This is a genomic window from Nonomuraea glycinis, from assembly GCF_035920485.1.
GTDB classification, from domain to species: domain Bacteria; phylum Actinomycetota; class Actinomycetes; order Streptosporangiales; family Streptosporangiaceae; genus Nonomuraea; species Nonomuraea glycinis.
This window is the reverse complement of record NZ_CP109166.1, coordinates 8,874,585-8,897,899: the sequence shown is the minus strand read 5'-3', so window position 1 is coordinate 8,897,899 and position 23,315 is coordinate 8,874,585. Positions and strand designations below refer to the sequence as shown.

22 protein-coding genes are annotated in these 23,315 nt (G+C 70.6%); 11 read left to right on the top strand and 11 right to left on the bottom strand.

Annotated elements, in window-relative coordinates; translation table 11 throughout:
• Positions 1-20: 20 nt before the first annotated feature.
• Entirely contained in the window at positions 21-449 is a 429-nt protein-coding gene (locus tag OHA68_RS41900) for a hypothetical protein (protein WP_327105196.1), read from the top strand.
• 19 nt (positions 450-468) lie between these two features.
• On the opposite strand, the gene OHA68_RS41895 is transcribed toward OHA68_RS41900, so the two are convergent.
• A complete protein-coding gene (locus OHA68_RS41895; protein ID WP_327105195.1) occupies positions 469-771 on the bottom strand; it encodes a hypothetical protein in 303 nt (100 codons plus the stop codon).
• 20 nt (positions 772-791) lie between these two features.
• On the opposite strand from OHA68_RS41895, the gene OHA68_RS41890 reads away from it, so the two are divergent.
• Positions 792-1,568, top strand: coding sequence for a DUF899 family protein (locus tag OHA68_RS41890; RefSeq protein WP_327105194.1), 777 nt, complete (start codon positions 792-794; stop codon positions 1,566-1,568).
• Positions 1,569-1,690: 122 nt separating this feature from the next.
• Here the strand turns inward: OHA68_RS41890 and OHA68_RS41885 are convergent, their stop codons facing one another.
• The gene (locus OHA68_RS41885) at positions 1,691-2,494 is read right to left on the bottom strand and encodes an alpha/beta fold hydrolase (RefSeq protein ID WP_327105193.1); all 804 of its coding nucleotides are present in this window, start codon (positions 2,492-2,494) and stop codon (positions 1,691-1,693) included.
• A 152-nt stretch (positions 2,495-2,646) separates the two neighbouring features.
• Between OHA68_RS41885 and OHA68_RS41880 the strand changes: the two genes are divergently transcribed.
• Positions 2,647-3,075, top strand: coding sequence for a MarR family winged helix-turn-helix transcriptional regulator (locus OHA68_RS41880; RefSeq protein WP_189144082.1), 429 nt, complete (start codon positions 2,647-2,649; stop codon positions 3,073-3,075).
• A gap of 210 nt (positions 3,076-3,285) precedes the next feature.
• Here OHA68_RS41880 and OHA68_RS41875 read toward each other — a convergent pair whose 3' ends face one another.
• The 7 genes from OHA68_RS41875 to OHA68_RS41845 all read right to left on the bottom strand — a co-directional run bounded on the left by OHA68_RS41875 (position 3,286) and on the right by OHA68_RS41845 (position 10,865).
• Positions 3,286-3,642: a hypothetical protein gene (locus tag OHA68_RS41875; RefSeq protein WP_327105192.1), complete on the bottom strand. Its 357-nt coding sequence runs from the start codon at positions 3,640-3,642 to the stop codon at positions 3,286-3,288.
• Positions 3,643-3,832: 190 nt separating this feature from the next.
• Positions 3,833-4,948 (bottom strand): ABC transporter ATP-binding protein, encoded by a 1,116-nt coding sequence (locus OHA68_RS41870; RefSeq protein WP_327105191.1) that lies wholly within the window; start codon positions 4,946-4,948, stop codon positions 3,833-3,835.
• A gap of 4 nt (positions 4,949-4,952) precedes the next feature.
• Positions 4,953-5,966, bottom strand: coding sequence for an NAD(P)-dependent alcohol dehydrogenase (locus OHA68_RS41865; RefSeq protein WP_327105190.1), 1,014 nt, complete (start codon positions 5,964-5,966; stop codon positions 4,953-4,955).
• Between the two features lie 9 nt (positions 5,967-5,975).
• On the bottom strand, positions 5,976-6,899 hold the full coding sequence (locus OHA68_RS41860) for a carbohydrate ABC transporter permease (RefSeq protein ID WP_327105189.1): 924 nt from the start codon (positions 6,897-6,899) through the stop codon (positions 5,976-5,978).
• Positions 6,896-7,822 carry a carbohydrate ABC transporter permease gene (locus tag OHA68_RS41855; RefSeq protein ID WP_327105188.1) on the bottom strand — a complete coding sequence of 309 codons (927 nt, stop codon included), beginning with the start codon at positions 7,820-7,822 and terminating at the stop codon, positions 6,896-6,898. Before OHA68_RS41855 ends, OHA68_RS41860 begins: the two co-directional genes overlap by 4 nt.
• On the bottom strand, positions 7,823-9,271 hold the full coding sequence (locus OHA68_RS41850; RefSeq protein WP_327105187.1) for an extracellular solute-binding protein: 1,449 nt from the start codon (positions 9,269-9,271) through the stop codon (positions 7,823-7,825).
• 118 nt (positions 9,272-9,389) lie between these two features.
• On the bottom strand, positions 9,390-10,865 hold the full coding sequence (locus OHA68_RS41845) for a mannitol dehydrogenase family protein (RefSeq protein ID WP_327105186.1): 1,476 nt from the start codon (positions 10,863-10,865) through the stop codon (positions 9,390-9,392).
• Between the two features lie 181 nt (positions 10,866-11,046).
• Here OHA68_RS41845 and OHA68_RS41840 point away from each other — a divergent pair, with 181 nt between their 5' ends.
• The 4 genes from OHA68_RS41840 (at position 11,047) to OHA68_RS41825 (ending at position 17,043) form a co-directional block, all read left to right on the top strand.
• Positions 11,047-12,267 (top strand): RNA-guided endonuclease InsQ/TnpB family protein, encoded by a 1,221-nt coding sequence (locus OHA68_RS41840; RefSeq protein WP_327105185.1) that lies wholly within the window; start codon positions 11,047-11,049, stop codon positions 12,265-12,267.
• 266 nt (positions 12,268-12,533) lie between these two features.
• Positions 12,534-13,919 (top strand): MFS transporter, encoded by a 1,386-nt coding sequence (locus tag OHA68_RS41835; protein WP_327105184.1) that lies wholly within the window; start codon positions 12,534-12,536, stop codon positions 13,917-13,919.
• Between the two features lie 10 nt (positions 13,920-13,929).
• Positions 13,930-14,934 (top strand): enolase C-terminal domain-like protein, encoded by a 1,005-nt coding sequence (locus tag OHA68_RS41830; protein ID WP_327105183.1) that lies wholly within the window; start codon positions 13,930-13,932, stop codon positions 14,932-14,934.
• Positions 14,935-15,006: 72 nt separating this feature from the next.
• The gene (locus tag OHA68_RS41825) at positions 15,007-17,043 is read left to right on the top strand and encodes a methyltransferase domain-containing protein (RefSeq protein WP_327105182.1); all 2,037 of its coding nucleotides are present in this window, start codon (positions 15,007-15,009) and stop codon (positions 17,041-17,043) included.
• A 62-nt stretch (positions 17,044-17,105) separates the two neighbouring features.
• Here OHA68_RS41825 and OHA68_RS41820 read toward each other — a convergent pair whose 3' ends face one another.
• Positions 17,106-18,245 carry an ROK family transcriptional regulator gene (locus OHA68_RS41820; RefSeq protein WP_225277627.1) on the bottom strand — a complete coding sequence of 380 codons (1,140 nt, stop codon included), beginning with the start codon at positions 18,243-18,245 and terminating at the stop codon, positions 17,106-17,108.
• 122 nt (positions 18,246-18,367) lie between these two features.
• Between OHA68_RS41820 and OHA68_RS41815 the strand changes: the two genes are divergently transcribed.
• From OHA68_RS41815 to OHA68_RS41800, 4 genes are read left to right on the top strand one after another with little or no spacing between them, the layout of a single operon-like run.
• Positions 18,368-19,270, top strand: a complete 903-nt coding sequence (locus tag OHA68_RS41815; protein WP_327105181.1) for a glutamate ABC transporter substrate-binding protein — start codon at positions 18,368-18,370, stop codon at positions 19,268-19,270.
• Positions 19,270-19,914 (top strand): amino acid ABC transporter permease, encoded by a 645-nt coding sequence (locus tag OHA68_RS41810; protein ID WP_327105180.1) that lies wholly within the window; start codon positions 19,270-19,272, stop codon positions 19,912-19,914. The genes OHA68_RS41815 and OHA68_RS41810 overlap by 1 nt, the downstream gene beginning before the upstream one ends.
• Positions 19,911-20,735, top strand: a complete 825-nt coding sequence (locus OHA68_RS41805; protein ID WP_327105179.1) for an amino acid ABC transporter permease — start codon at positions 19,911-19,913, stop codon at positions 20,733-20,735. The genes OHA68_RS41810 and OHA68_RS41805 overlap by 4 nt, the downstream gene beginning before the upstream one ends.
• Positions 20,728-21,684, top strand: a complete 957-nt coding sequence (locus OHA68_RS41800) for an asparaginase (RefSeq protein WP_327105178.1) — start codon at positions 20,728-20,730, stop codon at positions 21,682-21,684. The genes OHA68_RS41805 and OHA68_RS41800 overlap by 8 nt, the downstream gene beginning before the upstream one ends.
• Here OHA68_RS41800 and OHA68_RS41795 read toward each other — a convergent pair.
• Positions 21,659-23,080 (bottom strand): LCP family protein, encoded by a 1,422-nt coding sequence (locus tag OHA68_RS41795; RefSeq protein WP_327105177.1) that lies wholly within the window; start codon positions 23,078-23,080, stop codon positions 21,659-21,661. The genes OHA68_RS41800 and OHA68_RS41795 overlap by 26 nt on opposite strands.
• Positions 23,081-23,315 lie beyond the last annotated feature (235 nt).

The following is a 23,315-nucleotide window of genomic DNA, read 5'->3' as shown; positions in this document are numbered from 1 at the left end:
AGACACGCATGCTGGGCGCCGTGATGGGCATCGCCGCGTTGAGCGGGCTGCTGGTGCCAATCCCGGCGCAGGCGCAAGACGGAGTGTCCTCCGCCCGCACGAACGTCCCGGGCAGCCGCTACGGTGGCGGGTCCGTCCGGACGACCGTCGACTTCGTCAACCGGAAGAAGGTCGTCTTTCGGAACTTCACGGTGCGCGACCTCTGTCCCGGCGACAACCTTCCGGTGCGAGCCCAGATTGTCTGGACGCACACCGACGGAACCACCGGGAGAAGCGCCTGGAGGAAGGACACCAACGGCTGCGGCGACCACGGCACCAACTTCGGAAACATCACCCGCACCGGCACCAAGCCCATAGCGAAGGTCTACCTGAAGGTGCAGGTCTACGCCCGATCAGGCGGGATCCGGGCTTTCGCCTACAGCGCGGACCGAGACAACCAGTACACCTGAGCCGCTGACGCTCAGGCTTTCAGCGCTCGGTCTCGCGGTCGGAGGAGAAGGCGATGCCGACCACGGTGACGTCCTCGGGGCGGAAGCCCAGGACGACCCGGTCGCCGCCTTCCTCCTTGAGGGCCTTGAGCGTCTGCTCCTGAACGTCGGTGGTTCCTTCCGTGACCCCGTCAGCCTGGGGGCCGCGAGGAGCGGCTCCGGAAGGCGCTGCTCGGGCGGGCGAGTGGGGGGAGCGACACCGTGCCGCGATGAGTTTCGGCCGGGGCGCGGGTCTGTTCTGATGACCGCCACCGGGCGATGGCCGTACGACGTCGCCTGGCACGAGACACCACGGAGGACACCATGACGACCGTGCCGAATGACCCGACCACCGCGCTGCCCGGCCGTCCGCCCGTCGTCGACCTGGCCACCTGGCAGGCCGCTCGTGACGAGCTTCTGGTCCGGGAGAAGGCGCACACGCGCGAGGGCGACGCCCTGGCCGCGGCCCGCCGCCGGCTGCCGATGGTGGAGCTCGACGGGACGGTCGAGGTGGTCGGCCCCGACGGGCCGGTCCCGTTCCTGGACCTGTTCCAGGGCCGCGACGAGCTCGTGGTCTACCAGCACATGTGGTACGACGGCGCGCCGCACCAGGGGCAGTGCGAGGGCTGCACCACCACGGCCTGGCACCTGAAGGACGCCGTCTACCTCAACGCCCGCGGCGTCTCGTTCGCCATCGTGACCACGGGCCGGTGGGACGAGGTGGCCTCCTACGTGGAGTTCATGGGTTACACCCAGCCCTGGTACTCGGTGCGCGACGTGGACCTGCCGGTCGGCATGGGTCACCTGACCTGCTTCCTGCGCGACGGGGACCGCGTGTTCCTCACCTACGCCACGACGGGCCGGGGCAACGAGCGGGTCAACGGGTCCATGGCCCTGCTCGACCTGACGCCCTACGGCCGTGGCGAGGCGTGGGAGGACAATCCGGAGGGCCGGCCCGCCGGAGGCAGCGCGTGCTGGTCCTGGCGCTCGGACGCGGACGGGAACGCCACGTGGGGCCCGACCAGCCGCCCCGTGCCGCAGTGGACCCGCCCCGACGCGACCCCTGTGGAGACCCTCGGCCGCAACGGCCACCACCACTGACGGCGGCCGCCTCGATCTCCGCCGGAGGATGAGGACTCCTCGCCGGAGATCGAGGCCGCTGTTCGCGATCGCGGCCGGGACGTCCGCGGTCGCGGCCGGGACGTCCGCGGTCGCGGTGATGGTCAGCGGTCGGTGGCGTGCTTGTCGGCGAAGTCCCAGATGGGGGCGAGGGCGAGGGCGGGGGTTTCCAGTTGCGGCAGGTGGCCGGTGCCGGACAGAGGGTGGTAGGTCGAGCCGGGGATGGCCGCGGCGTAGGCCCGGCCGTAGTCGGGGTCGACGACGCGGTCGCTCTGGCCCCAGAGCACCAAGGTGGGCACCGTGACCGCGGCGAGCCGGGCGGCCAGGGTGGGGTCGGTCATGTCCCTGCCCGCGTAGATGGCGATGGCCTGCCGGTTGGTGGCCAGGACCGCCTTCTGGGCGTCGCTGAAGCCGGTGGGGTCGAGCCGGAAGCGTGACGGGTCGTCGTAGGACAGGTCCGTCAGCTGGTCCAGGGTGAGGGAGAAGAAGTCCGCGACCGGGTGGTCCGGGACGACCAAGCCCACGGCGTTGACGATCACGATGCTGGAGACGCGCGGGCTGGCCAGAAGGGCGATCTCGGCGGCGACCCAGCCGCCGATGGAGTTGCCGACGACGGTGACGTCGCGCAGGTCGAGCTGTTCGAGCAGGGCGACGTAGAGGCCGGCCAGGGCGCGGACGTCGGCGAGGTCATCGGGGCGGGGGGTGGCGTTGAAGCCGGGGTTGGTGGGAACCAGGGCGCGGGCCGACCGGTTCTGGGCCAGGTAGGTCGCGAACGGCAGGACGGAAGCGGGTCCGGCGCCGCCGTGCAGCAGCAGGAACGGGTGACCGGCGGCGCCGACCTCGTCGACGGTGAGCTCGACCGGGGTGGTGGAGCCGGGGCGGGTGACGGTGTGCGTGGTGGTGGACATGATGTCTCCTTCGGCCGGTTGACAGGGGTGGCGGGGGGAGAAGGCCGGCCGTTGCGGGAGAACCACTGTCACCGCCATGAAGGAACCTTAGAACAGAATCCTTATATAAACAAGCTTATATAAGGGTCCCGAGGTTGCGCTAAGCTACGGGTATGGCTCGCTCTGTTCAGGAGGTCGGGTTGTTCGTCAAGCGCGTCCAGCACCGCCACCACCGTGCCCTGACCGCCGCCCTCGCCGACCTCGGGGTGTCCCTCGTGCAGTGGGACACCCTGCGCCACCTGCACCAGAACCCCGACGCATCACTGCACGACCTGGCGCAACTGACATTCCAGACCGACCAGTCGTTCGGCACCCTCGCCGCGCGGATGGTCGATCGCGGGCTCATCGAGCGCGTGCCCGCGCCCGGACGGGCGGTCCGGCACAGCATCACCGACAAGGGCGAGGCGATCCGCAGCGAAGGCCACCGGCGCGTCACCGCCGTGTTCGAACGCTCCCTCGCCGGCCTGACCACCGACCAGCTGGACCAACTGGGAACGCTGCTCGCACTCGTGCTCGGGGAAGAGCGAGCGCTCTCGGCGTGAGCCCTGGTCGGCTGTTCTCCCGGCGGATCGCCCACGAGGGTTGGTAGCCGCTGTGGTTCGTATCAGTGTCCGTCGGTCTTCATCTGATTGCTTCGGAGGAGCAGCGCGCGCTCCTGCTTGTCTCAGGAGCGCGCGTCGAGCGGGTAGTCGTGGATCAGCACGACCGGCCGCACTTCTCCATGGGCCTCAGCGGGCCTCAGCGCCGTAAGGTCAGTCGACGCAGATGGCGAAGACGCTGATGCCGACGTCGTTGTAGCCGATCTGGCGTCCGATGCCGATCCAGCCGCGCCCGTCGTCGGTGGGGAAAGAGCCGACGAGGATGGCGCCGTTGCCGCGCGCCTCGGCGCCGCCGCCGAGGACCCGCTTGGAGCCGGGGCAGTAGAGGGTTCGCCGCTGGAAGTTGGGCACGTTCGCGTTGGGCAGGGTGACGAGCTGGTAGCCGGGTGGGACGGCGGTGGCGCCGGCCGCGGTGGTCGCGCTCGTGACGGTGGCGGTCGCGGGGGTCGGGGCGGCCAGGCAGGTGGCGGCGGCGGCGAGGGCGGTGAGGGCTGCTCGGTTGAGCTTCATCGTGCTCCGTTCTGTCTGCGTCCCGGTACACGGCGCACCGGCGCGGGGGAGAAGGTCCGGGACGACGATCGGGGAGATACACGAGCAGTATTGACTCAATTACGGAGCGTGTCGATAGGAAATCATGTTCGGAGTGTGGTCGTTCGATCACTCACTGCGCCCATTCCCGTCGGAATCGACGGGCCGGTCCTCAAGCCGGCAGGCACAGGCCCGTGGACGCGGAGAAGAGGCGGCCCTTGCCCGGCACGATCCGCAGGCGGACCCGATCGCCCTTGGCGGGTGGCGCGTTGGGGTCTACGCGGGCGATGACGGTCTGTTCGAGGAGTCGCGGATCGGTCGTGTCGGCGTACTGGCCGTACAGGAAGGCGTCCGAGCCGAGTTCTTCGACGACGGTGGCGGTGACCAGGAAGGTCGCGTCGTCCTGGTCGCCGTCGCCGACCACGGTGACGTCCTCGGGGCGGAAGCCCAGGATGACCCGGTCGCCGCCTTCCTCCTTGAGGGCCTTGAGCGTCTCGCGGGTCAGCCGTACCCGGGCTCCGCCGAAGACCACCTCGTCGCCCTCGACGCGGTACTCGCCCAGGTTCATCGACGGGGAGCCGATGAAGCCGGCGACGAAGACGTTGGCCGGATGCTGGTACAGGCCCAGCGGCGTGTCCACCTGCTGCAGGATCCCGTCCTTGAGCACGGCGACCCGGTCGCCCATCGTCATGGCCTCGACCTGGTCGTGGGTCACGTACACCGTCGTCACGCCGAGCCGGTGCTGCAGGTCGGCGATCTGCGTGCGGGTCTGCACGCGCAGCTTGGCGTCCAGGTTGGACAGCGGCTCGTCCATGAGGAACACCTGCGGTTCGCGGACGATCGCCCGCCCCATGGCCACGCGCTGCCGCTGCCCGCCGGACAGCGCCTTGGGCTTGCGGTCGAGGAACTCCTCCAGGTCCAGCAGCCGGGCGGCCTCCAGGACCCGGCGGTTGCGCTCGTCCTTGGAGACCTTCATCACCCGCAGCGCGAAGCCCATGTTGTCGGCCACCGACATGTGCGGATAGAGCGCGTAGTTCTGGAACACCATCGCGATGTCCCGGTCACGCGGCGGCAGGTGGGTGACGTCGCGGTCGCCGATGGCGATCCGGCCGCCGTCGACCCGTTCCAGCCCGGCGAGCATGCGCAGGGAGGTGGACTTGCCGCAGCCGGACGGGCCGACGAGCACCAGGAACTCGCCGTCGGCGATGTCGAGGTCCAGGGCGTCCACCGCGGGTTGCGTGGACCCGGGGTAGATGCGGGTCGCCTCGTCGTAGAGAACTCTGGACATGCCATCACTCCTGTGGCCGTACGACTGCCTTGACCAGGGCGGGATCGCGGGTGCCGGCGGTGAGAGCCTGCTCGGCCTCGGCCAGGCCGTAGTGCCCGGTGACCAGGGCGTCCAGCTCGACGCGCCCCGAGGCGGCCAGCTCGATGGCCTGCGGCCAGGTGTTGGCGTAGCGGAAGGTGCCCGTCACCTCGAGCTCGTGAGCCTGTACGTGGGTCAGCGGCAGCGGGATCTCGTCCCCGCCCATGCCGATGAGGACGATCCGCCCGGCCCGTCCCACCGCCCGGATGGCCTGTCCGGCGGCGGCCGGATGGCCCGAGCACTCCAGCAGCACGTCGGGGTCGAACGCGGCGTCGAGCAGGCGGTCCGCGCGCGGGTCGAGGGTCGCGCTCGCACCCAGGTCGCGGGCCAGCCCGAGCCGGACGGGGTTGACGTCGGTGACCATGACGTCGGTGGCGCCGAAGGCCCGCGCGGCCTGCAGGCAGAGCAGCCCGACCGGGCCCGCGCCGGTGACGAGCACCCGGCTGCCCGGCCCGACCCGCGCCTTGCCGCAGGCCCACACGGCCACCGACAGCGGCTCGATCAGCGCGGCGGCGTCATCGGACAGATCATCCGGTACGGGGTAGGCGAACTCCTCGTGGACGGTCACGTACTCGCAGAAGGCCCCGTCGACCGGCGGCGTGCCGAAGAACCGCATCCGGGGACAGAGGTTGTACCGCCCGGCCCGGCACTGCCGGCAGGTGAAGTCCGGCACCCCCGGCTCCAGCGAGACCCGCTGCCCCGGGCGGTGCCGGTGGGCGTCGGACCCGGCGCCGACCACGGTCCCGGACGGTTCGTGACCGAGCACCAGCGGCGACTCCACCACGAAGTCGCCGATCCGCCCGTGCTCGTAGTAGTGCACGTCCGAGCCGCAGGTCCCGACGGACGAGACCTGCACGAGCACCTCCCGGGGGCCGGGCTCGGGCCGCGGCCGCTCCTCCAGCGCGATCTTTCCCACCCCGTGCAGCACGGCAGCCCGCATGATCGCCTCCTACTCTCCGGTGACGGCGCCCAGGGTGAGCCCGGTGACGAGCCAGCGGCGCACGGCGAGCCCGGCGAGCATCATCGGGATGACCACGATCGTGCCGATGGCGGTGAGCTGGCCCCAGTCGATGCCGGTCTGGGTGACGAGCTGGGAGGCGGCGATGGGCAACGTCTGGGAGTTCGGCCCGGAGAAGACCACGGCGAAGGCGTAGTCGTTCCAGGCGAAGACGAGACAGAGCACGAAGGTGGTGACCAGCCCGGACTTCGTCAGCGGGAGGATGACGGTGCGGAAGGCCTGCCAGCGGGTGCAGCCGGCGACGAGCGCGGACTCCTCCAGGGACGGCGGCACCTCGGCGAAGAACGCGCTCATCAGCCAGATGGCGAACGGCAGGTTGAAGCTCAGGTAGGCCAGCACCAGGCCGGGGATCGAGTCGATCAGGCCGAGCCCGCGGAAGATGAGGAACAGCGGGACCACGATCGCCGCGATGGGTGCCATACGGGTGGAGATGATCCAGAAGGCCAGGTGTTTCTTCCCGCGCATCTGGGTCCGCGCCAGTCCATAACCGGCCAGCGCCCCCAGGCAGACGGCGAGCACCGCGGAGATCCCGGCGGCCAGCACGCTGTGCCAGATGTAGGGCCACAGGTTGTTGGCGCCGGTGAACAGGTTGCGGTAGTTGTCCAGGACCGGGGTGAACAGGAACTGCGGGGTGGCCGCGGTCACGTCCGTGGAGTTCTTGAACGACGAGAGCAGCATCCACAGCAGCGGCACCAGCGTCCAGAGCATGGCCACGACGACCACGATCGCCACCACCCACCGCGTGCCCCGGCCGCTTTCCTCCAGCGGAGACTGCGGCACCCCTCGGGGAGCGGCCTGGACCGGCCGCCTGGCCGTCCGCGCGGCCCGGTCAGGGCCGGTCGTCGACGTGCTCATCGGGTCAGCCCCCTGGTGTCGAGCATGCGGACGAAGGCGCGGGCGATGAGAATCGAGAAGGCGAGCATCGTCAGGCCGATGGCGGCGGCGTACCCGAAGTCGAAGAAGCGGAAGGCGGTCTCGTACAACCGGATGGGGACGATCTTGGTCGCGTCCGCGGGGCCGCCGTTGGTGGTGACCCAGATGATGTCGAAGTAGCGGATGGCGTCCATCGAGCGGATGAGCAGGGCGACGAGCAGCACGTTGGAGATCGCCGGGAAGATGATGTACCGCAGCGTCATCCACCCCGAGGCGCCGTCGACGGCGGCGGCCTCGCGCACCGACTGGGGCACGCTGGACAGGCCGGCGAGAGAGATCAGCGCGATCAGCGGGGTCCACTCCCACACGTCCATCAGCACCACGGCGGCGAAGGCGCTGGTGGTGCCGCCGAGGATGTCGCCGGTGAAGCCGAGGGAGCGCAGCACGTACGCGTAGAGGCCGAAGGTGGAGTCGGTCAGGTAGCGGCCCAGCAGGCCGACGATCGACGGCGCGACGAACATCGGCAGCAGGATCAGCCCGAGCAGGAGGTTGCGGCCGCGCAGCACGCGATAAAGGCACAGGGCGATGCCCAGCCCCAGGACCATCTCCAGCCCGACGGTGAGCACGAAGTAGATGACCGTGCGCAGCCAGGACATCCACATGTCGGCGTCCGTGAAGGACCGCACCCAGTTGGACAGGCCAACCAGTTCGAGCCGCACGCCCCCCAGCAGCCGGACGCGGGAGAAGCTCATCGCGACCAGGGCGAGGAAAGGCAGGATGGACAGGGCGGCCAGCAGGATCAGGCCGGGCAGCATCATCTTGCCCTCGAAGCGGACCCGCGGCTCGCTGGGGGCCTCCGGCCACGATCGGCGGAGCCCTGGCGACGACTGCACGATCTTCGTCATCTAGGCCACCCACCCTCGGGCCACGATCCGATCGACCCGTGACGTGATCGAACGCATCGCCTCCTGCGGCGACGTCGCCCCGGTGAGCATCCGGGACAGCTGCGTGAAGACGGCGGTGTTGCACTCGTTCCACATCGGGATCTTGGGCCGCAGCCCGATCCGGTCGGGCTGCCAGGCCTCCCGCACCGCGGCGGCCGTGAGCATGTTGGGCATCGACGACGGCCGCCGCTCGGCCGCGCGCACCTCCGGCAGCGCGTAGACGGAGGTGCGCGTGGGGGTGCCACCGCCGGCCTTGCTCTTGAGGTTGGCGAGCTGCGTCTCGGGCGAGGTGCTCCACACGAGGAACAGCCAAGCGGCGCCGCGTTCGTGCGGCAGCGTGTTCGCGCTGATCGCTATCCCGGTGCCGCCGTACATGTTGGCCGTGCCGGCCGGGCCCTTGGGCAGCGCCGCATAGCCGACCTTGCCCGGCAGCACCTGCTCGTTGCTGGCCGCGAACTCGTGCCAGTTGGGGCACATCGCCAGCCTGCCGGAGCGGAACCCGGCGCCCACGCCGTCCCAGTCCCACGTCGTCGAGGCCGGGTCGGCGATGCCGAGCAGCCGGTTGTAGAACTCCGCGCCCGCGATCGCGGCTTCGGAGCCGAGCCGGCACGGGCCCGGATCCGTCGTCCCCAGCCGCCCCACCTCCTTGCCGTTGTCGAAGTAGTCCCCGCCGTAGGACCACAGCACGTTGCTGAAGTCGTTCATCAGGGAGTCGTGCTGGCGGGCCTGGTGGCCGGTGCCGTACCGGACGTCCGAGGTGGCGTTCTCGTTGAACCACTGGGCGATCCGGAAGTACTCCTCCCAGGTCCGGTCGCCGCCCGGTGTGGGGTCGAAGCCGAGGTCGTTCGCCATCCGGTCGCGGTATTTGTCGAACAGGTCGCGCCGGTACTGCCAGATCATCGTCGGCGCGTCGTACGGCAGGGCGTAGACCGCCTGCCGATCGACGAACCGGCCGGCCGCGTCGAGCTGGGTGGGAATGAAGTCCGCCAGGCCGCCGGGCAGGTCCGGCAGGTTCGGGTCGCTCTGCGGCGCACGCAGGTCCACGAGCCCTTTCTGGTACGGCGCGAGCACCTGGTACGGGTCGGCGTAGATCACCTGGTACTGCGCCTGGCCCGAGGCGAGGTCCAGGGCGACCCGCTGGACCAGCGCGGACAACTCGAGCGTCACGATGCTGACGTTGATCCCCGTCAGCTCGGTGAACGGGCGGAGGTTCGCGGCGATGGCCGCGGTGGGGGCGGTGTTCTCCGAGATGAAGTTCAGGGTTGCGCCTTTGAACTGGCGCCACGGGTCACCGCCGGCGATGCGTGGCGCGTCACTGTGGGAGCCGCACCCCGCCAGGGCCACTGACGCGCCGGTGGCCAGGGCGCCACGGATGACCTCGCGCCTGCTCAGGTTCACTGTCCACTGCACCTCCCGACACCGTGAAAGCCCCATACCGTGGAAATGTTGACATAAACTCTTAAGTGCCATTTATGGGAAAAGCGGAGCTTTTCTTGACTTTTATCCTAGGAAAATTCCGGATAAATGCCTATATTCCGACGAGCTCTCGTACCGTCACCTGCGCGCCCTTCGTGTGCAGCGAGGCGAGCGTGCGCAGATACGGGTCGACGAACCGGCGGTCGTCGGCGAGATCGCCGAAGAGCTCCCGATCCTCGATGAAGGCCGTGGGATGCTCGCGCTGCCGGCGCGCGGCGGCCGTCAACCGCTCCTTCAGCGGGTCCACGATCTCGATCGGCGCCCCGGACTCGTCGACCCCCTCCGCATAACGCGCCCAGGAGGCCACCACGGCGGCCGCGTACGCGACCGAACCGCCCTGCGCCAGCCGCTCGCGCACGACGGGAAGCAGCCATTTCGGGATCCGGTCGGACGACTCGGCGCACAGTCTCGCCAGCGTGTCCCTGATCCCGGGATTGGCGAACCGTTCGAGCAGCGTCCGCTTGTAGGCGTCCAGATCGATGCCGGGCACCCGGGGGAGCGTCGGCGTGGCCTCCAGGTCCATGTAGCCGGCGAGCAACTTCGCGATCGCCGCGTCGGCCACCGCCTCATGGACGTAGCGATATCCACTGAGACAACCGAAATAACACAGCGCCTGATGGTCGGCGTTCAGCAGACGCAACTTCATCAACTCGTACGGCCGCACCTCCCCGACGACCTGCACCCCGGCCTCCTCGAAAGGAGGACGCCCGGCGGCGAACCGCTCCTGGAGCACCCACTGCGTGAACGGCTCGCAGACCACCGGCCAGGCGTCCTCGACCCCGGTCCGCAGCGCCACGGCCGCGCGGTCGTCGTCGGTGGTGACAGGGGTGATGCGATCGACCATGGAATCGGGGAACACGACCGCGTCCTCGATCCAGGCGGCGAGCCCGGGATCGACCAGGCGGGCGTACGCCGTGAAGGCGCGGCGTGCGACCTCGCCGTTGCCCGGGATGTTGTCGCACGACATGACGGTGAACGGCCCCAGCCCCCGGGCACGCCGCCGCCGCAGGGCCTCGGTGACGAGCCCGAACACCGTGGCCGGCACCGCGCCGGGCCGCAGATCCGCGCGGATCGCGGCGGCCTGCGCGTCGAACTCCCCGGTGACGGGGTGGATGTTGTAGCCGCCCTCGGTGATCGTGAGCGACACGATCCGTACCGCCGGATCGGACATCTTCCCGATGACCGCCTCCGGGTCGTCGGGCGCGAAGAGGTAGGCGGCGATCGACCCGACGACGCGGGCCTCGTACGTCCCGTCGGGGTGCTTTTCCACGAGCGTGTACAGGCCGTCCTGCGCGGTCAGCGCGTCCCGCATCCGCGCGTCGCCGGGCAGCACCCCCACGCCGCAGATCGCCCAGTCATGCGCCTTGCCCTCGTTCATCAGCCGGTCGAGATACATCGCCTGATGCGCGCGGTGGAATCCGCCCACTCCGAAATGGACGATGCCGACCGTGAGCCTCGACCGGTCATAGCCGGGGACCGCCACCCGCCCGGCGAGCGCCCCGACCGTCCGCTGCGTCAAAGCCGTCACCGTTTCCCTCCGAGGATGCTCCGGTCTTCAGGCCGGGGGAGGAATCGGACTCCTGCGGAGCGGAGCAGAGGTAGCCGGATCGCCGCCAGGGCGATCCGGCGTCCACCATCTCGCGGGTGTGGGACACCACAAAGATCGGTAGGGCTCAAAACTGTCAGTCCTCCCGGATAGGTTCGGATGCATGACGGCACAAGCGGCTACGGAGGGCGCCGGGCACGCCCGGTACACCTTCCGGGTGCGCCTGTCGTCTGCGGCCCGGCGTCTGCTTGAGGCCGAGTGGGACCGGTGCCGGTGGATCTGGAATGAGTCGGTCGCCAAGTCCCAGCAGGTGCACCGGCACAACAAGGCGACCGGTGAGAAGCGCACGTGTGGTCCGGCGCAGCTGGACAAGATGCTGACCGAGGCCCGCGAGCGCACGCCGTGGCTCGCGGAAGGCTCCAGCGTTGCGCAGCAGCAGGTGATACGTGACTTCGGGAAGGGCCGGGCCAAGGCCCTGGAGGACATCAAGGACCGGTTGCCGATGCGGCGGCGGGCCGGGATGCCGCGCTGGAAGACCAAGCGCGAGACTGCGGCGAGCCTGAACTACACCAAGCGCGGGTTTCGCCTCAAGGACGGCGCTCTGCATCTGGCGGGCGGGATCGTGGTGCGTCCGGTGTGGTCGCGGGAACTGCCTGCCGCCCCTTCCTCGGTGCGGGTGTTCCGCGATGCGGTGGGGCACTGGCAGGCGTCCTTCGTCGTCTCGGTGCAGGCCGAGCCCCTGCCCGAGACCGGCCGGGCGATCGGTGTCGACTGGGGCGTCAAACAGACGGCCACGACCACCAGCGATGCTCACGATCTTCCCCACGCCGAGTACGGGCGCACGGCCGCGCAGCGGCTGGCCCGCTATCAGCGGATGATGGCTCGCCGCAAGCCGGCGAAGGGGCGGGCGGGATCGAAGGGTTACCGGGAGGCGAAGCGGCAGGCCGCGAGGCTGCACCGGAAGGTGGCGGCCCAGCGGCAGGACACCGGGCGAAAGTGGGCCAAGGCCGTTGCCCGCGACCACGACCGGATCGCCGTGGAAGACTTCCGGCCGAAGTTCCTGGCCAAGTCGAGCATGGCACGCAAGGCCGCGGACGCGGCCATCTCGGCGACCAAGCGCGCCCTGATCGAGATGGGCCGCAAGCACGGGCGGGACGTCCGCCTCGTGCACCCGGCGCACACCACCATGGACTGCGCGCGGTGCGGAGCGAGAACCAAGCACGCACTACCTCTCTCCGAACGAACCTATGCCTGCACCGCGTGCGGCGCTGTCAGTCCCAGGGACAAGAACAGCGCCCGCGTGATGCTGGTCCGGGCAGGTTGGAACCCGGCAGGTGTCGAGGGCGTAAGCCCTCCGGGAGCGCCGCTCCCGGAGGCCGCCTGAGTCTGAAATCCCCACACGCCCGAAGGTGCCGCGAAAGCGGCGTCCGGCCGCGAGGCCGGGCGGGAATCCCCGCCTTCAAGCGGGGGAGCCTTCAAAACCGCTCTCCTCTGCCGTGGCCCCGTCCTCCGTCTCTACGCCCGCCACCGCCAACGCCGATAGCTCCCCTTCCTAAACTGTTGGCATAATCGCTGACCCCCGGCCTAGGGCGAACGTCCTACGACCTGAGCCCGATGTGCTGACCTGCGGCTTCCCTATAGCGTCCCGGCATGACGACAACGGATGAGAAACCCGCCGTGACCCCTGACAGTGTGCTGGCGCCGCGCTACCGAGCGCTCAGCGTGGGCCTGGTGGCGCTGGTCATGTTGGTGGCCTTCGAGGCGATGGCGGTGGCGACGGCCATGCCGGTGGTCGCGCGCGAGCTCGGCGGCATGCATCTCTACAACCTGGCCTTCAGCGCCACCCTGGCCGCCAGCGTGATCGCCACCGTGCTCGGCGGGCGCTGGAGCGACAGGTCGGGGCCGATGACCCCCATCGCCACCGGTGTCGCGGGATTCGTGGCCGGACTGCTGATCGCCGGGTTGGCGCCCACCATGGAGATCTTCGTCGCGGGCCGGTTCGTGCAGGGGCTCGGCGGCGGGCTGATCCAGGTGGCGCTGTACGTCTTCGTGGCCAGGGTCTATCCGCCGGAGTTGCATCCCAAGGTGTTCGCCCTGTTCTCGGCCGCCTGGGTGGTGCCGTCCATGGTCGGCCCGTCGATCGCCGGGCTCGTCGTGGAGAACACCGACTGGCGCTGGATCTTCCTGGGCGTCTCGTTGATCGTCGTGCCGGCCTCGCTGCTGCTCTGGCGGGGCGGCGGCGGGCAGGCGACCGGCGGTGGCGGCGGCGCGCAGCCCGCGCCCGGCATCGGGCGCAAGCTGGTGTGGGCCACGCTGACCGCCGTCGCCGCCGCGCTCATCCAGTACGGCAGCGCGCTCCAGCTGGCCGGCGTTCCGCTGCTCCTGGCCGGGGTGGTGCTGCTGGCCGTGGCGCTGCCCAGGCTGCTGCCCGCCGGCTCGCTCCGGGCCGCCCGCGGCCTGCCGACCGCCCCGGTGCTGCGCGGCCTCGCCTTCGGCGCGCTCATGGCGGCGGAGGTGCTGATCCCGCTCATGCTCATCAACGAACGTCACCTGACGCCCACCGGCGCGGGCGTCGTCCTCACCATCGGCGCGCTCGGCTGGTCCACCGGGTCGTGGATCATGGGCCGGGGCCGGATCGGCAACCTGACCGCGCTACGCGGCGGCGCCCTCATGATCGCCGGCGGTATCGCGCTCGTCTCGCTCGTCCTGATCGACTCCGTGCCCGTCGCCGTCGCGTACGTCGCCATGGCGATCTCCGGTCTCGGCATCGGCGTCCTGCACCCCACGGTGTCGGTCCTGGTGCTGGAGCTGTCCGCGCAGGGCGAGGAGGGCCAGAACAGCGCGGCGGTCGGCGTCGGCGAATCGGTGTTCACCGTGGTCGCCGTCGCGGTCACCGGAGCTCTGTTCACCGCCACCGGCGAGACCTATCTGGTGGGCTTCGCCTTCACCGTCGGCCTCGCTCTCCTGGCCGCCTTCGTGGCCCCCCGTTTTGCCCAGCCTGCGAAGACAGGCACACTGGAGGCGTCCGAGTCATAGAGGGGGGCACATGCCGCGAGTGCGGGAGCTTGAGGTGCTCCGGGTGGTTCTGCCGTACGGGCCTCGTACGGAGAGCCTCCTGGTGAAGCTCACCGATCAAGCCGGCATGACAGGGTGGGGCGAGACCGTCAGCCCCGAGCCGAAGGCCTGGAGCAGGCTGGAGGAGTCGCTGGGGGCGCTGCTCATCGGCGTCGACTGGGAGCACCCCGACAGCGTGCCGAGCGGAGACTCGGCCGTCGACATGGCCTGCTGGGACCTGTGGACCAGGATGCGGGGCGTGCCGCTCGCCGACGCGATCGGCGGCACCCGCACCTCCCTGATGGCCACCGTCCGGCTCACCCCCGACGCGTCCATCGACAGCCTGGTGTCCAGGGTCAACCAGCAGGTCTGCGCCGGCTACGGGCACGTCACGCTCGACATCCGGCCCGGCTGGGACGTCGAGCCGGTGCGGGCCGTCCGCGCCGCCTACCCCGCGCTCACCCTCGCCGTCGACTGCGCGGGCGCCTACAGCGACAGCGGCCAGCTCGTCGCGCTGGACTCCTACGGCCTGCAGGTCATCGAGCGCCCCTTCCCGGTGACCGACATCTACGCGCACGCCGCGCTGCAGGATCAGGTGGCGGCCTCGGTGGCGGTCGAGGTCCGCACCACGGCCGGCCTGGACGACTACCTCACGCTGCGCGCGGGCCGGGTGCTCCTGCTGCGGCCCACGGCCTTCCTCTCGCTCAGCGAGGCCCGCCGCGCCCACGACCGCGCGGTGGCCGCCGGCTGGGACATCCAGTGCGCGGGCGGCCAGGGCACCGGGCTGGCCAGGGCGGCCACGGTCGCGGTCGGCAGCCTGCCGGGCTGCACCCTGCCCTGCGACGTGACCCAGCCGCCGCGCAACAACCAGATCGTCACCCCCATCGTCGGCGCCAACGCGGGCGTGATCGCGGTCCCCCTCACCCAGTCGGGCCTGGGCCACACGGTCGACGAGGCCCGCGTCCACCGACTGGCCAAGGACCACTTCAGCGCCTGACCGTACGTGTGACACGCACGTGATCATCTTCGTCTACCTTTGTCCAGATATTTCGGGACAAAGGGAGGCGCGGTGGAGTTGTCCAGGTCCAGGGTGCTGTACCTCCTGCTGACCACGCACCTGCACGTCCTTGTGCCCGACTGGGCGAAGCTGATGGCCGGCATCACCGTGCTGCTCGGAGCGGGCGTCGGCGGGGTCTTCGTGACGATGGCCTACGACTGGCCGCGCGTCAGGCTGCTCTGGTGCCTGATGATCGGCGCGTGCCTTTACTCCTTCATCGCCGCTCGCCGCCGCCCCCACGACTGGTGGAACCTTCCGGTCCTCGCGCTCGACGAGCATCCCCGGCTCCAGAAGGTCCTCCTCGAGGCCGTGGAGCTGGCGGGAGCCAGGACCGTCCCGAAGGTGCGCCTGTGCACCGACCCGTCCATGGGGTTGCAGGTGAGGGCCAGGAGGCGATTGCTGATCGGCCTGCCTCTGGTGACCCAGCTGGACGAGGACGAGATGCGCGCCCTGATGGTGCGTAGCCTGTTGATCCCGCGGCTGTGGTCATGGCACGAGGAGCGGGTCGGCAGTCTCAACAGGCGGGACCTCGCGCGGGCGAGGGAAGGCAAGCCGCATCCGGACCGTGCCCGGCTTCGGGCGCAGCACAAGCGTCAGCGCCAGGAGCTGTGGGAGCGGACCGCGGCCCTCGTCGGCCGGGAGACGCTGGCCCGCGCGATGCGGAGGGAGATCGTGCTCGGCGATGCCTTCGCCTGGCACACGTACCGCTATGTGAGCCTTTGGGCAAACAGGTCCTTCGACTACCACACCGACGTCTACACGTCGTTCGAGTGGAAGATCAGGCACGACGGCCTGCTGGAGCGGATCTGGCCGGCCGTCGACGCCAGGATCGTGGAGGGGGACCGGCACGAGGCCGAGCTGCTCTCCGAGCTGGGCTGGGGCTCCGGCACGCCGATGCGCCCCATGACGGCCCCTGTGTTCGGCCCACTGCCGGACCGGGTCGAGCACCGTCTGGGGCGACTCCTCTGGTACGAGGTGAGCAAGCGGACCGGACCGTCGCTCTTCGTCAAGGGTGAGTCCGTTCGTGACAAGCCCGCAGAGCTGTGGGCGCACATCGCGGACGGGGAGCGGACCCACATCATGGCGTCCGCGACCACGCTGCTGGGGCGGCCCGCCACCGCGAATGATGTGGTTCGCCTGGCGGTCGAAGGCCGGGCGGACGAGCTCGATGTGTGGCACGCGAGCCTTTCCTGCCCGCACCCCTCGCCCGCCGTCTGCGCGCTCATGCCGCTGCTCGACGTGGCGCTGCGGCGGATCGGCTACCTGCACGAAGACCCCTTCCGGCAACGCGTGCTCGTCGGGCGGCTGGGAGATCGAGTAGATGTGGTGGAGCTGGCGGACAAGGTCGCCCAAGGTATGACGTACGGACTGGAATTGGGGTATGGCATGAGTGAGCAGGACCCGGACGAGGACGCGAGGCGGCTGGCCGCCGAGTCGCTGGCGGCGGGCGACCCGATCGGGTGGTTCGAGCGGCTCTACGCGGAGTCGGGCGCTGGTGCGGCGATCGTGCCGTGGGATTCGGGGACGCCGCACGTCATGCTCGCCGACTGGGCCTCGAAGCGGGAGGTGCGCGGCGACGGGCGCCGGGCGCTGGTGGTGGGGTGCGGGCTCGGGGACGACGCCGCGTACGTGGCGGGGCTCGGCTTCGACACCGTGGCGTTCGACGTGAGTGAGTCGGCCGTGGCGCAGGCGAAGGAGCGGTTCCCCGCCTCGGGGGTGTTCTTCCGCCAAGCCGATCTGTTCGATCCGCCGCAGGAGTGGCGGGAGGCGTTCGACCTGGTGGTGGAGGTCATGACGGTGCAGGCACTGCCCGAGGACCTGCACGCCGGGGCCATCGAGCGGGTCGCCTCGTTCGTGCGGCCGGGCGGGACGCTGGTGGTCGTCGCGTCCGCGCGGGACGAGGGCGGGCCGGTGTTCGCGCCGCCGTGGCCGCTCACGCCGTCGGAGATCGCCACCTTTGCCACCGGCGGGCTGGTCGCGGACGAGATCGAGGACTTCCGCGACGGTGAGCGCCACCGCTGCCGGGCCACCTTCCACCGGCCGGCCTGAGCCTCCGGCGAGGCCGCTGCCCTGCCGCCTGCGTTTCGGGGAAGCCGCCGCCCCGTGAGGTGTCAGGGGGCCAGGGCGGCGTCCAGGAGGAGGGCGCCCGCGCCGAGCAGGGCGGCGTCGCGGCCGGCCCGTGCGGGGGCGATCTCCAGGTCGCGGGTCGCCAGCGGCAGGCAGCGCTCGTAGACCGTGGCGCGGATCGAGGTGATGAGCGGTTCGGCGGCCGACAGGCTGCCGCCGATCGCCACCACGTCCGGGTTGAAGAAGTTGACCAGCGCCGTGAGCACCTCGCCGATGCGGCGGCCGGCGGCGCGCACCTGGCTGGTGGCCTCCGGGACGGCGTCGCTGACCAGGGTGACGATGTCGGCCGTGCGGGCGACGTCGATGCCCGCCTGGGCGAGCGCGCCGGCCAGGGCGGCGCCGCTGGCGTGCACCTCCAGGCAGTCGGTGTGGCCGCAGGCGCAGACCACGGCCGCGTCGGAGCGTACGCGCACGTGGCTGATGTCGCCGGCCGCGCCGCGTCCCCGGTGCAGGCGGCCGCCCACGATGACGCCGCAGCCGATGCCGGTGCCGGCTTTGAGCACCATGAGGTTGGCGCTGCCAGGCCAGGCGCGGGCCTCGCCGACGGCCATCAGGTTGGCGTCGTTCTCCACCAGGATCGGCAGGTCGTAGCGGGTGGCGAGGTGGTCGGCGACGGGGAAGTCGTTCCAGCCCGGCATCCGGGACGGGGTGACGACCTTGCTGGTGGCCGGGTCGACCGGGCCGGGGATGCCGGTGCCGAGCCCGCGCAGGGGCACGCCGGGGGGCACCCGCTCGGCGAGTAAGTCGTCGAAGGCGGTCATCAGCCAGTCGAGGGTGACCTGCGGGCCCTTGGCGATGTCGCAGGGCCGCTCCTGCACGACCAGCGGCTCGCCGCTCAGGTCGAGCAGGGCGAGCCTGGCGTGGTGGGCGCCCAGGTCGGCGACGGCCAGCACGCCGGCGGTGGGGGACAGGCGCAGCCGTCGTGGCCGCCTGCCGCCGCGCGAGGCGCCGGAGCCCTCCTCGGCGAGCAAGCCCGCCTCGATCAGTTCCTCGACGCGCAGCGAGACGCTGGAGGCGGCCAGGCCCGATAACCGGGCCAGGTCCGCGCGTGACTCGGCGTCGCCGGTGGCGACGAGCTTCAGCAGGTCGCCCTGTGCCCCCTGCACGGGCAGCCGCTGGTCCATGCCCAGAGGAATATCACGAGCCGCTTAAGTTCGACAACATCTTGACTTGCTACGAAATAAGCCACTACGGTCCGCTTTGTCTTCGATATCGAACGAAGATAGGTCGAAGGAAGTGGTTGGACATGAAGAGGATGGTCGCTGCCCTCGCCGTGGCCGTATTAGGGCTCACGGCCTGCGGCGAGACGAGCAGCCCCGCCGTACCGGGAGCGTCGAAGAGCGGTGACCTGCTGGCCGACGCCCCCGTAGCCGCGGCGGCGGACATTCTGCCCGGCTCCACGATGGAGAAGATCAAGCAGCGCGGCGAGCTCATCGTGGGCGGCTCGCTCGACGCACCCCTGCTCTCCCAGCAGAACCCTGCCACGGGAGAGGTCGAGGGGTTCGACGCCGACATGGGCAAGGCGCTGGCCAAGTACATCATCGGCGAACCCAAGGTCAAGATCGTCAACTCGGCCTCGGAGACCCGTGAGGCGCTGCTCGCCAACGGCACCGTGGACGTCGTCTTCCAGACGTACACGATCACGCCGGAGCGGGCCGAGCAGGTCGCCTTCGCCGGGCCGTACTACACCTCGGGCCTGACCATCGCGGTGAAGAAAGGCACCACCGGCATCACCAAGCCGGAGGACCTGGACGGCAAGAAGGTGCTCGCGGGGGCCAACACCCCGGCCATCCCCGCGATCGAGAAGCTCGCCCCCAAGGCCGAGATCATCACCTTCGGCACCGACCCGGAGCTCATGCAGGCGCTGAAGCAGGACCGCGGTGTCGCCTACGTGCAGGACGAGACGCTGCTCATCGCCAACGCCCAGAAGGACCCGTCGATCGAGATCGTCACCAAGCCCTTCACCTCCGACCCGTACGGGATCGGGCTCAAGCACGGTGACGAGCAGTTCAAGACGTTCGTCAACGCCTGGCTGAAGAAGACCCAGGACGCCGGCCTCTGGCAGCAGATCTGGAAGAACTCCATCGGCACGGTCGTCACGGGTGACGCGCCGGCGCCGCCCCAGATCGGCTCCGTGCCGGGATCCTGATGTCCGCACTCCTCGATCACCTGCCCGAGCTCTGGCAGGGCCTGATCGTGACGTTGCAGCTCATCGCCGCGTCCTTCGCGGGCGCGGCGATGCTCGCCGTGCTGGTCACCGCCCTGCGGGTGAGCCCGGTACGGGTGCTGCGCGGGCTCGGCACGGCCTACGTGGAGACGTTCCAGAACCTGCCGCTGCTGGTGCTGCTCGTGCTCGCCGTCTTCGGCCTGCCCGAGATCGGCATCCAGGCCGACCTGCTGGAGACGGCCATCGTGGTCATCGCCGTCTACCAGGCCGCCTACTTCGCCGAGGCGCTGCGCTCCGGGGTGAACTCGGTGGCCAAGGGGCAGGGCGAGGCGGCCAGGGCGATCGGGCTGACGTTCTCCCAGTCGCTGCGGCACGTCATCCTGCCCCAGGCGCTGCGCACGGTCGTGCAGCCGATCGGCAACCTGTTCATCGCGCTCGCCATGAACACCTCGCTGGCCGCCGCCGTGGGCATCGTCGACCTCACCGCCGCCGCCAACCGGGTGAACCTGGTCGAGGCCCAGCCCATCCCGATCTTCGTCGGCGCGGGCCTGGCCTACGCGCTGATCGCCGCCTGCGCCGGCTTCGTCACCGGGCGGCTCGAACGCAAGCTGGTGATCCTCCGATGAGCAGCACCGCCCTGTTCGACGAGCCCGGCCCCCGGGCCCGGCGGCGCATCCGCGTCGCGACCGTCCTCGGCACCCTCGCCGCCGTCGCGCTCGCCGCCCTGGCCGTCCGGCAGTTCGCCGCCAACGGCCAGCTCGGCTACGAGCGCTGGCAGCCGTACGCCACCTGGCCGATGTGGCGCTACCTGCTGGGCGGGCTGTGGTCCACGGCGCTGGCCGCCGTCGTCTCCGCCGCGCTGGCCATGGCCTTCGGGCTGGTGCTCGCCCTCGGCCGGCTGTCGGAGCGGCGCTGGGTGCGCCTGCCCGCCGCCGGCTACGTCGAGGTGGTCAGGACCATCCCGGCCCTGCTGCTCGTGTACGTGGTGCTGTTCGCGTTACCTCGGTACGGGCTGGACCTGCCGCTGTTCTGGAAACTGGTGGTGCCCCTGGCGGTGTCGAACGCGGCGGCGTTCGCGGAGATCTTCCGGGCCGGCATCCTGTCCATCGAGCGCGGCCAGGGCGAGGCCGGGCTGGCCGTCGGCCTCACCCGAGGTCAGACGATGCGCCTGATCGTGCTGCCGCAGGCGGCCCGCCGGGTGCTGCCGTCGATCGTCAGCCAGTCGGTCGGCCTGCTCAAGGACACCTCGCTCGGCTTCGTCGTCAGCTACGCCGAGCTGCTTTACAGCGGCAAGGTGCTGGCCTCGTTCAACGGGCTGCTCATCCAGACGTACCTGATCGTCGCGTTGATCTATCTCGTGGTCAACCTGTCACTGTCCAAGCTGGCCCGCACCCTGGAAGCGCGCCAGCGTCTCGCCGTACCGAAGAGGAGACTCGCCCGTGCCTGAACTCGCCGCCCTCGCCGAGGTCGTGCGCTCCGGCTTCACCGAGAGCGTCCACTACGGCAGCGCCGTCGGGCTGGACCCGTCCGGGCGCGCCGAGGTGGCGCTCGGCCAGGTGGACGCGCCGGTGCTGCCCCGCTCGTCGGCCAAGCCGTTCCAGGCGCTCGCCTGTCTCACCACCGGCGCGGCCCTGGACGGGCCGCGGCTGGCGATCGCCGCGGGCAGCCACACCGGCGAGGACTTCCACGTCCGGCTGACCGGCGAGCTGCTGGCCGACTACGGGCTCGGCTTCGACGCGCTGGCCTGCCCGGCGTCGTGGCCGGAGGACGAGGCCACCCGCGACGAGCTGATCAGGCGCGGCGAGGGGCCGACCCGTGAGCGGATGAACTGCTCCGGCAAGCACGCCGCCATGCTGGCGGCCAGTGTCGCCAACGACTGGGACACCGCCTCCTACCTCGCGCCCGGCCATCAGCTGCAGCTGGCGGTGCGCGCGGCGACCGAGGAGCTGTCGGGGGAGAAGACCGCGCACGTCGCGGTGGACGGCTGCGGCGCGCCGCTGTTCGGGCTGTCGCTGACCGGGCTCGCGCGGGCCGTGCAGGGGCTGGTGCTCGCCGCCCCGGGCAGCGCGCCGCGTCAGGTCGCGGACGCGATGCGCGCGCATCCCGAGTACGTGGGCGGCACCGGCCACCAGAACACCGAGCTGATGCGGGCCCTGCCGGGCGCCGTGGCGAAGGGCGGCGCCGAGGGCGTGCTGGTGGTGGCGCTCGACTCCGGGCACTCCGTCGCCGTCAAGGTCATCGACGGCAGCCCTCGCGCCACCACCGTCATCGCCCTCGACGTGCTGCGCCGGATGGGCTGCGACGTGTCGGCGGCCGCCGCCTTCGAGAGCGTGGCGGTGCTCGGCGGCGGCGTGCCGGTCGGGCGGATCGTCACAGCCGGCCGCACCCGTCCGTGAGGCCCTGAGTGGGCGCGGCTGCCTTCTTGGTGGCCTTGGGGCTCTTGGTGGGAATGCCCGCGGGCGTCTTCACGGCCACGGGCTGAGCGCCCGTGGACTCGCGGATGGCCTTCTGCGTGAGCTTGCGGATCTTGTCCCAGTCGGGATCGTACGTCTGGATCAGCGGGGGGACGAGCTGGATGCTCGTCACCTTCGCGTCCTTCACCTTCAGCGCCAGCGGCACGAGATTGCTCAGCATGGCGCGCGGGATGTCGGTCTGGATCAGCTCCTTGGTCGCCGCCGCGACATGCGTGAACCGGGACAGCACCGTGGCCGGGTCCGCCTGGTCGAGCAGCGCGCCGATCACGCAGCGCTGGCGGTGCATCCTGATGTAGTCGCTGCTGTTGGTGCGGGATCGGGCGTACCACATGGCGTCCGCGCCCTTCAGCCTGCGCGTGCCCGCCTTGACCAGGCCCTCGTTGTACTTCCCGAACACCACGTCCTGCTCCACGGTGAGCGTGACGCCGCCGATCGCGTCGATCAGCCTGGCGAAGCCCCACATGTTGACCAGGGCGTACCAGTCCATGTCGAGTCCCAGCGTGTAGCCGATGGTGTCCATCAGCACCTCGGGGCCCTGCTTGCGCTTGCCGCCGAAGATCTCCGGGTGCGCGTCGGCGTACTCCCAGACGCTGTTGAGCAGGTCACTGCGCCCGCCGCCGGGATCCACAGGCAGCCGGAAACCGTCGGGGAAACGCTCGGCCATCGGCGTGCCCGGCCTGAACCGCACCTCCTCCAGGTTGCGCGGCAGGCTGATCAGCGCCGTGTTGCCGGTCCGCACGTCGATACTGGCCACATTCATGCTGTCGGTACGGACCCCCGGCCGGTTGTCGTCGGCGTCGCCGCCCAGCAGCAGGATGTTGACCCGGGCGCGGCCCGCCCACGGATCCCGCCGCCGCTCGGTCAGCTTCTCGCCCTGCGCCTGCGGATCCGGCTGCACGTCATGGAAGATGCTGTTGGCCGCCTGCTTCAGCGTCCAGACCGTGTGCGTGGCCACCGCGAACGGCGCCAGCACCGCGACGGAGAGCAGCCCGGCGAGGGTGCCGGTGACGATCTGCTCCGCCTGGCGCAGCCCGCCCGGCCGCAGCACCACGAAGGAGTGCACCATCAGCGCGAACCAGGCGATGCCCAGCAGGGCCGAGCCGAAGGTGATCGCCGACAGCCACGTGTCGTCGACCAGCGAGCCGAGCAGGCTGGTGATGTCGCCGGCCGACAGCACCACCGCGAGCAGGCCGAGCAGCCCGACGGCGTAGCAGCTGAGCAGCACCAGCCCGGTCCTGCGCCATCCGGCGCGCAGGTGCGCCGCCCCCGGCGCCAGGGCCGACAGCACCAGCCAGCCGAGGAGCCTCACGGCGTCCACGCGTTGCCTCCCCTGGACCACCCTGTTGACCACGTCATCCCCGTTTCCCCGGCTCGGTAGGCCGAATCGAGGGGGCAGCCTACGGTCAAGATACGAAATCTACGTTGATAAGAGGTGGAGCTTCTGTGGCTGAACAAGGTCATGATCACGTACGACGCGGCGGACCAGATCGCCACCCTCACATTGAAGCGGCCGGAACGGCTCAACGCGCTGACCTTTACAATGCGCGGAGAGT

Bases quoted from the DNA above. Each gene is read 5' to 3' on its own strand.
- OHA68_RS41815 (WP_327105181.1), top strand. From the start codon at position 18,368: ATGAAGAGGATGGTCGCTGCCCTCGCCGTGGCCGTATTAGGGCTCACG.
- OHA68_RS41835 (WP_327105184.1), top strand. From the start codon at position 12,534: ATGACGACAACGGATGAGAAACCCGCCGTGACCCCTGACAGTGTGCTG.
- OHA68_RS41830 (WP_327105183.1), top strand. From the start codon at position 13,930: ATGCCGCGAGTGCGGGAGCTTGAGGTGCTCCGGGTGGTTCTGCCGTAC.
- OHA68_RS41805 (WP_327105179.1), top strand. From the start codon at position 19,911: ATGAGCAGCACCGCCCTGTTCGACGAGCCCGGCCCCCGGGCCCGGCGG.
- OHA68_RS41890 (WP_327105194.1), top strand. From the start codon at position 792: ATGACGACCGTGCCGAATGACCCGACCACCGCGCTGCCCGGCCGTCCG.
- OHA68_RS41865 (WP_327105190.1), bottom strand. From the start codon at position 5,966: ATGCGGGCTGCCGTGCTGCACGGGGTGGGAAAGATCGCGCTGGAGGAG.
- OHA68_RS41810 (WP_327105180.1), top strand. From the start codon at position 19,270: ATGTCCGCACTCCTCGATCACCTGCCCGAGCTCTGGCAGGGCCTGATC.
- OHA68_RS41875 (WP_327105192.1), bottom strand. From the start codon at position 3,642: ATGAAGCTCAACCGAGCAGCCCTCACCGCCCTCGCCGCCGCCGCCACC.
- OHA68_RS41885 (WP_327105193.1), bottom strand. From the start codon at position 2,494: ATGTCCACCACCACGCACACCGTCACCCGCCCCGGCTCCACCACCCCG.
- OHA68_RS41880 (WP_189144082.1), top strand. From the start codon at position 2,647: ATGGCTCGCTCTGTTCAGGAGGTCGGGTTGTTCGTCAAGCGCGTCCAG.
- OHA68_RS41840 (WP_327105185.1), top strand. From the start codon at position 11,047: ATGACGGCACAAGCGGCTACGGAGGGCGCCGGGCACGCCCGGTACACC.
- OHA68_RS41860 (WP_327105189.1), bottom strand. From the start codon at position 6,899: ATGAGCACGTCGACGACCGGCCCTGACCGGGCCGCGCGGACGGCCAGG.
- OHA68_RS41870 (WP_327105191.1), bottom strand. From the start codon at position 4,948: ATGTCCAGAGTTCTCTACGACGAGGCGACCCGCATCTACCCCGGGTCC.
- OHA68_RS41820 (WP_225277627.1), bottom strand. From the start codon at position 18,245: ATGGACCAGCGGCTGCCCGTGCAGGGGGCACAGGGCGACCTGCTGAAG.
- OHA68_RS41855 (WP_327105188.1), bottom strand. From the start codon at position 7,822: ATGACGAAGATCGTGCAGTCGTCGCCAGGGCTCCGCCGATCGTGGCCG.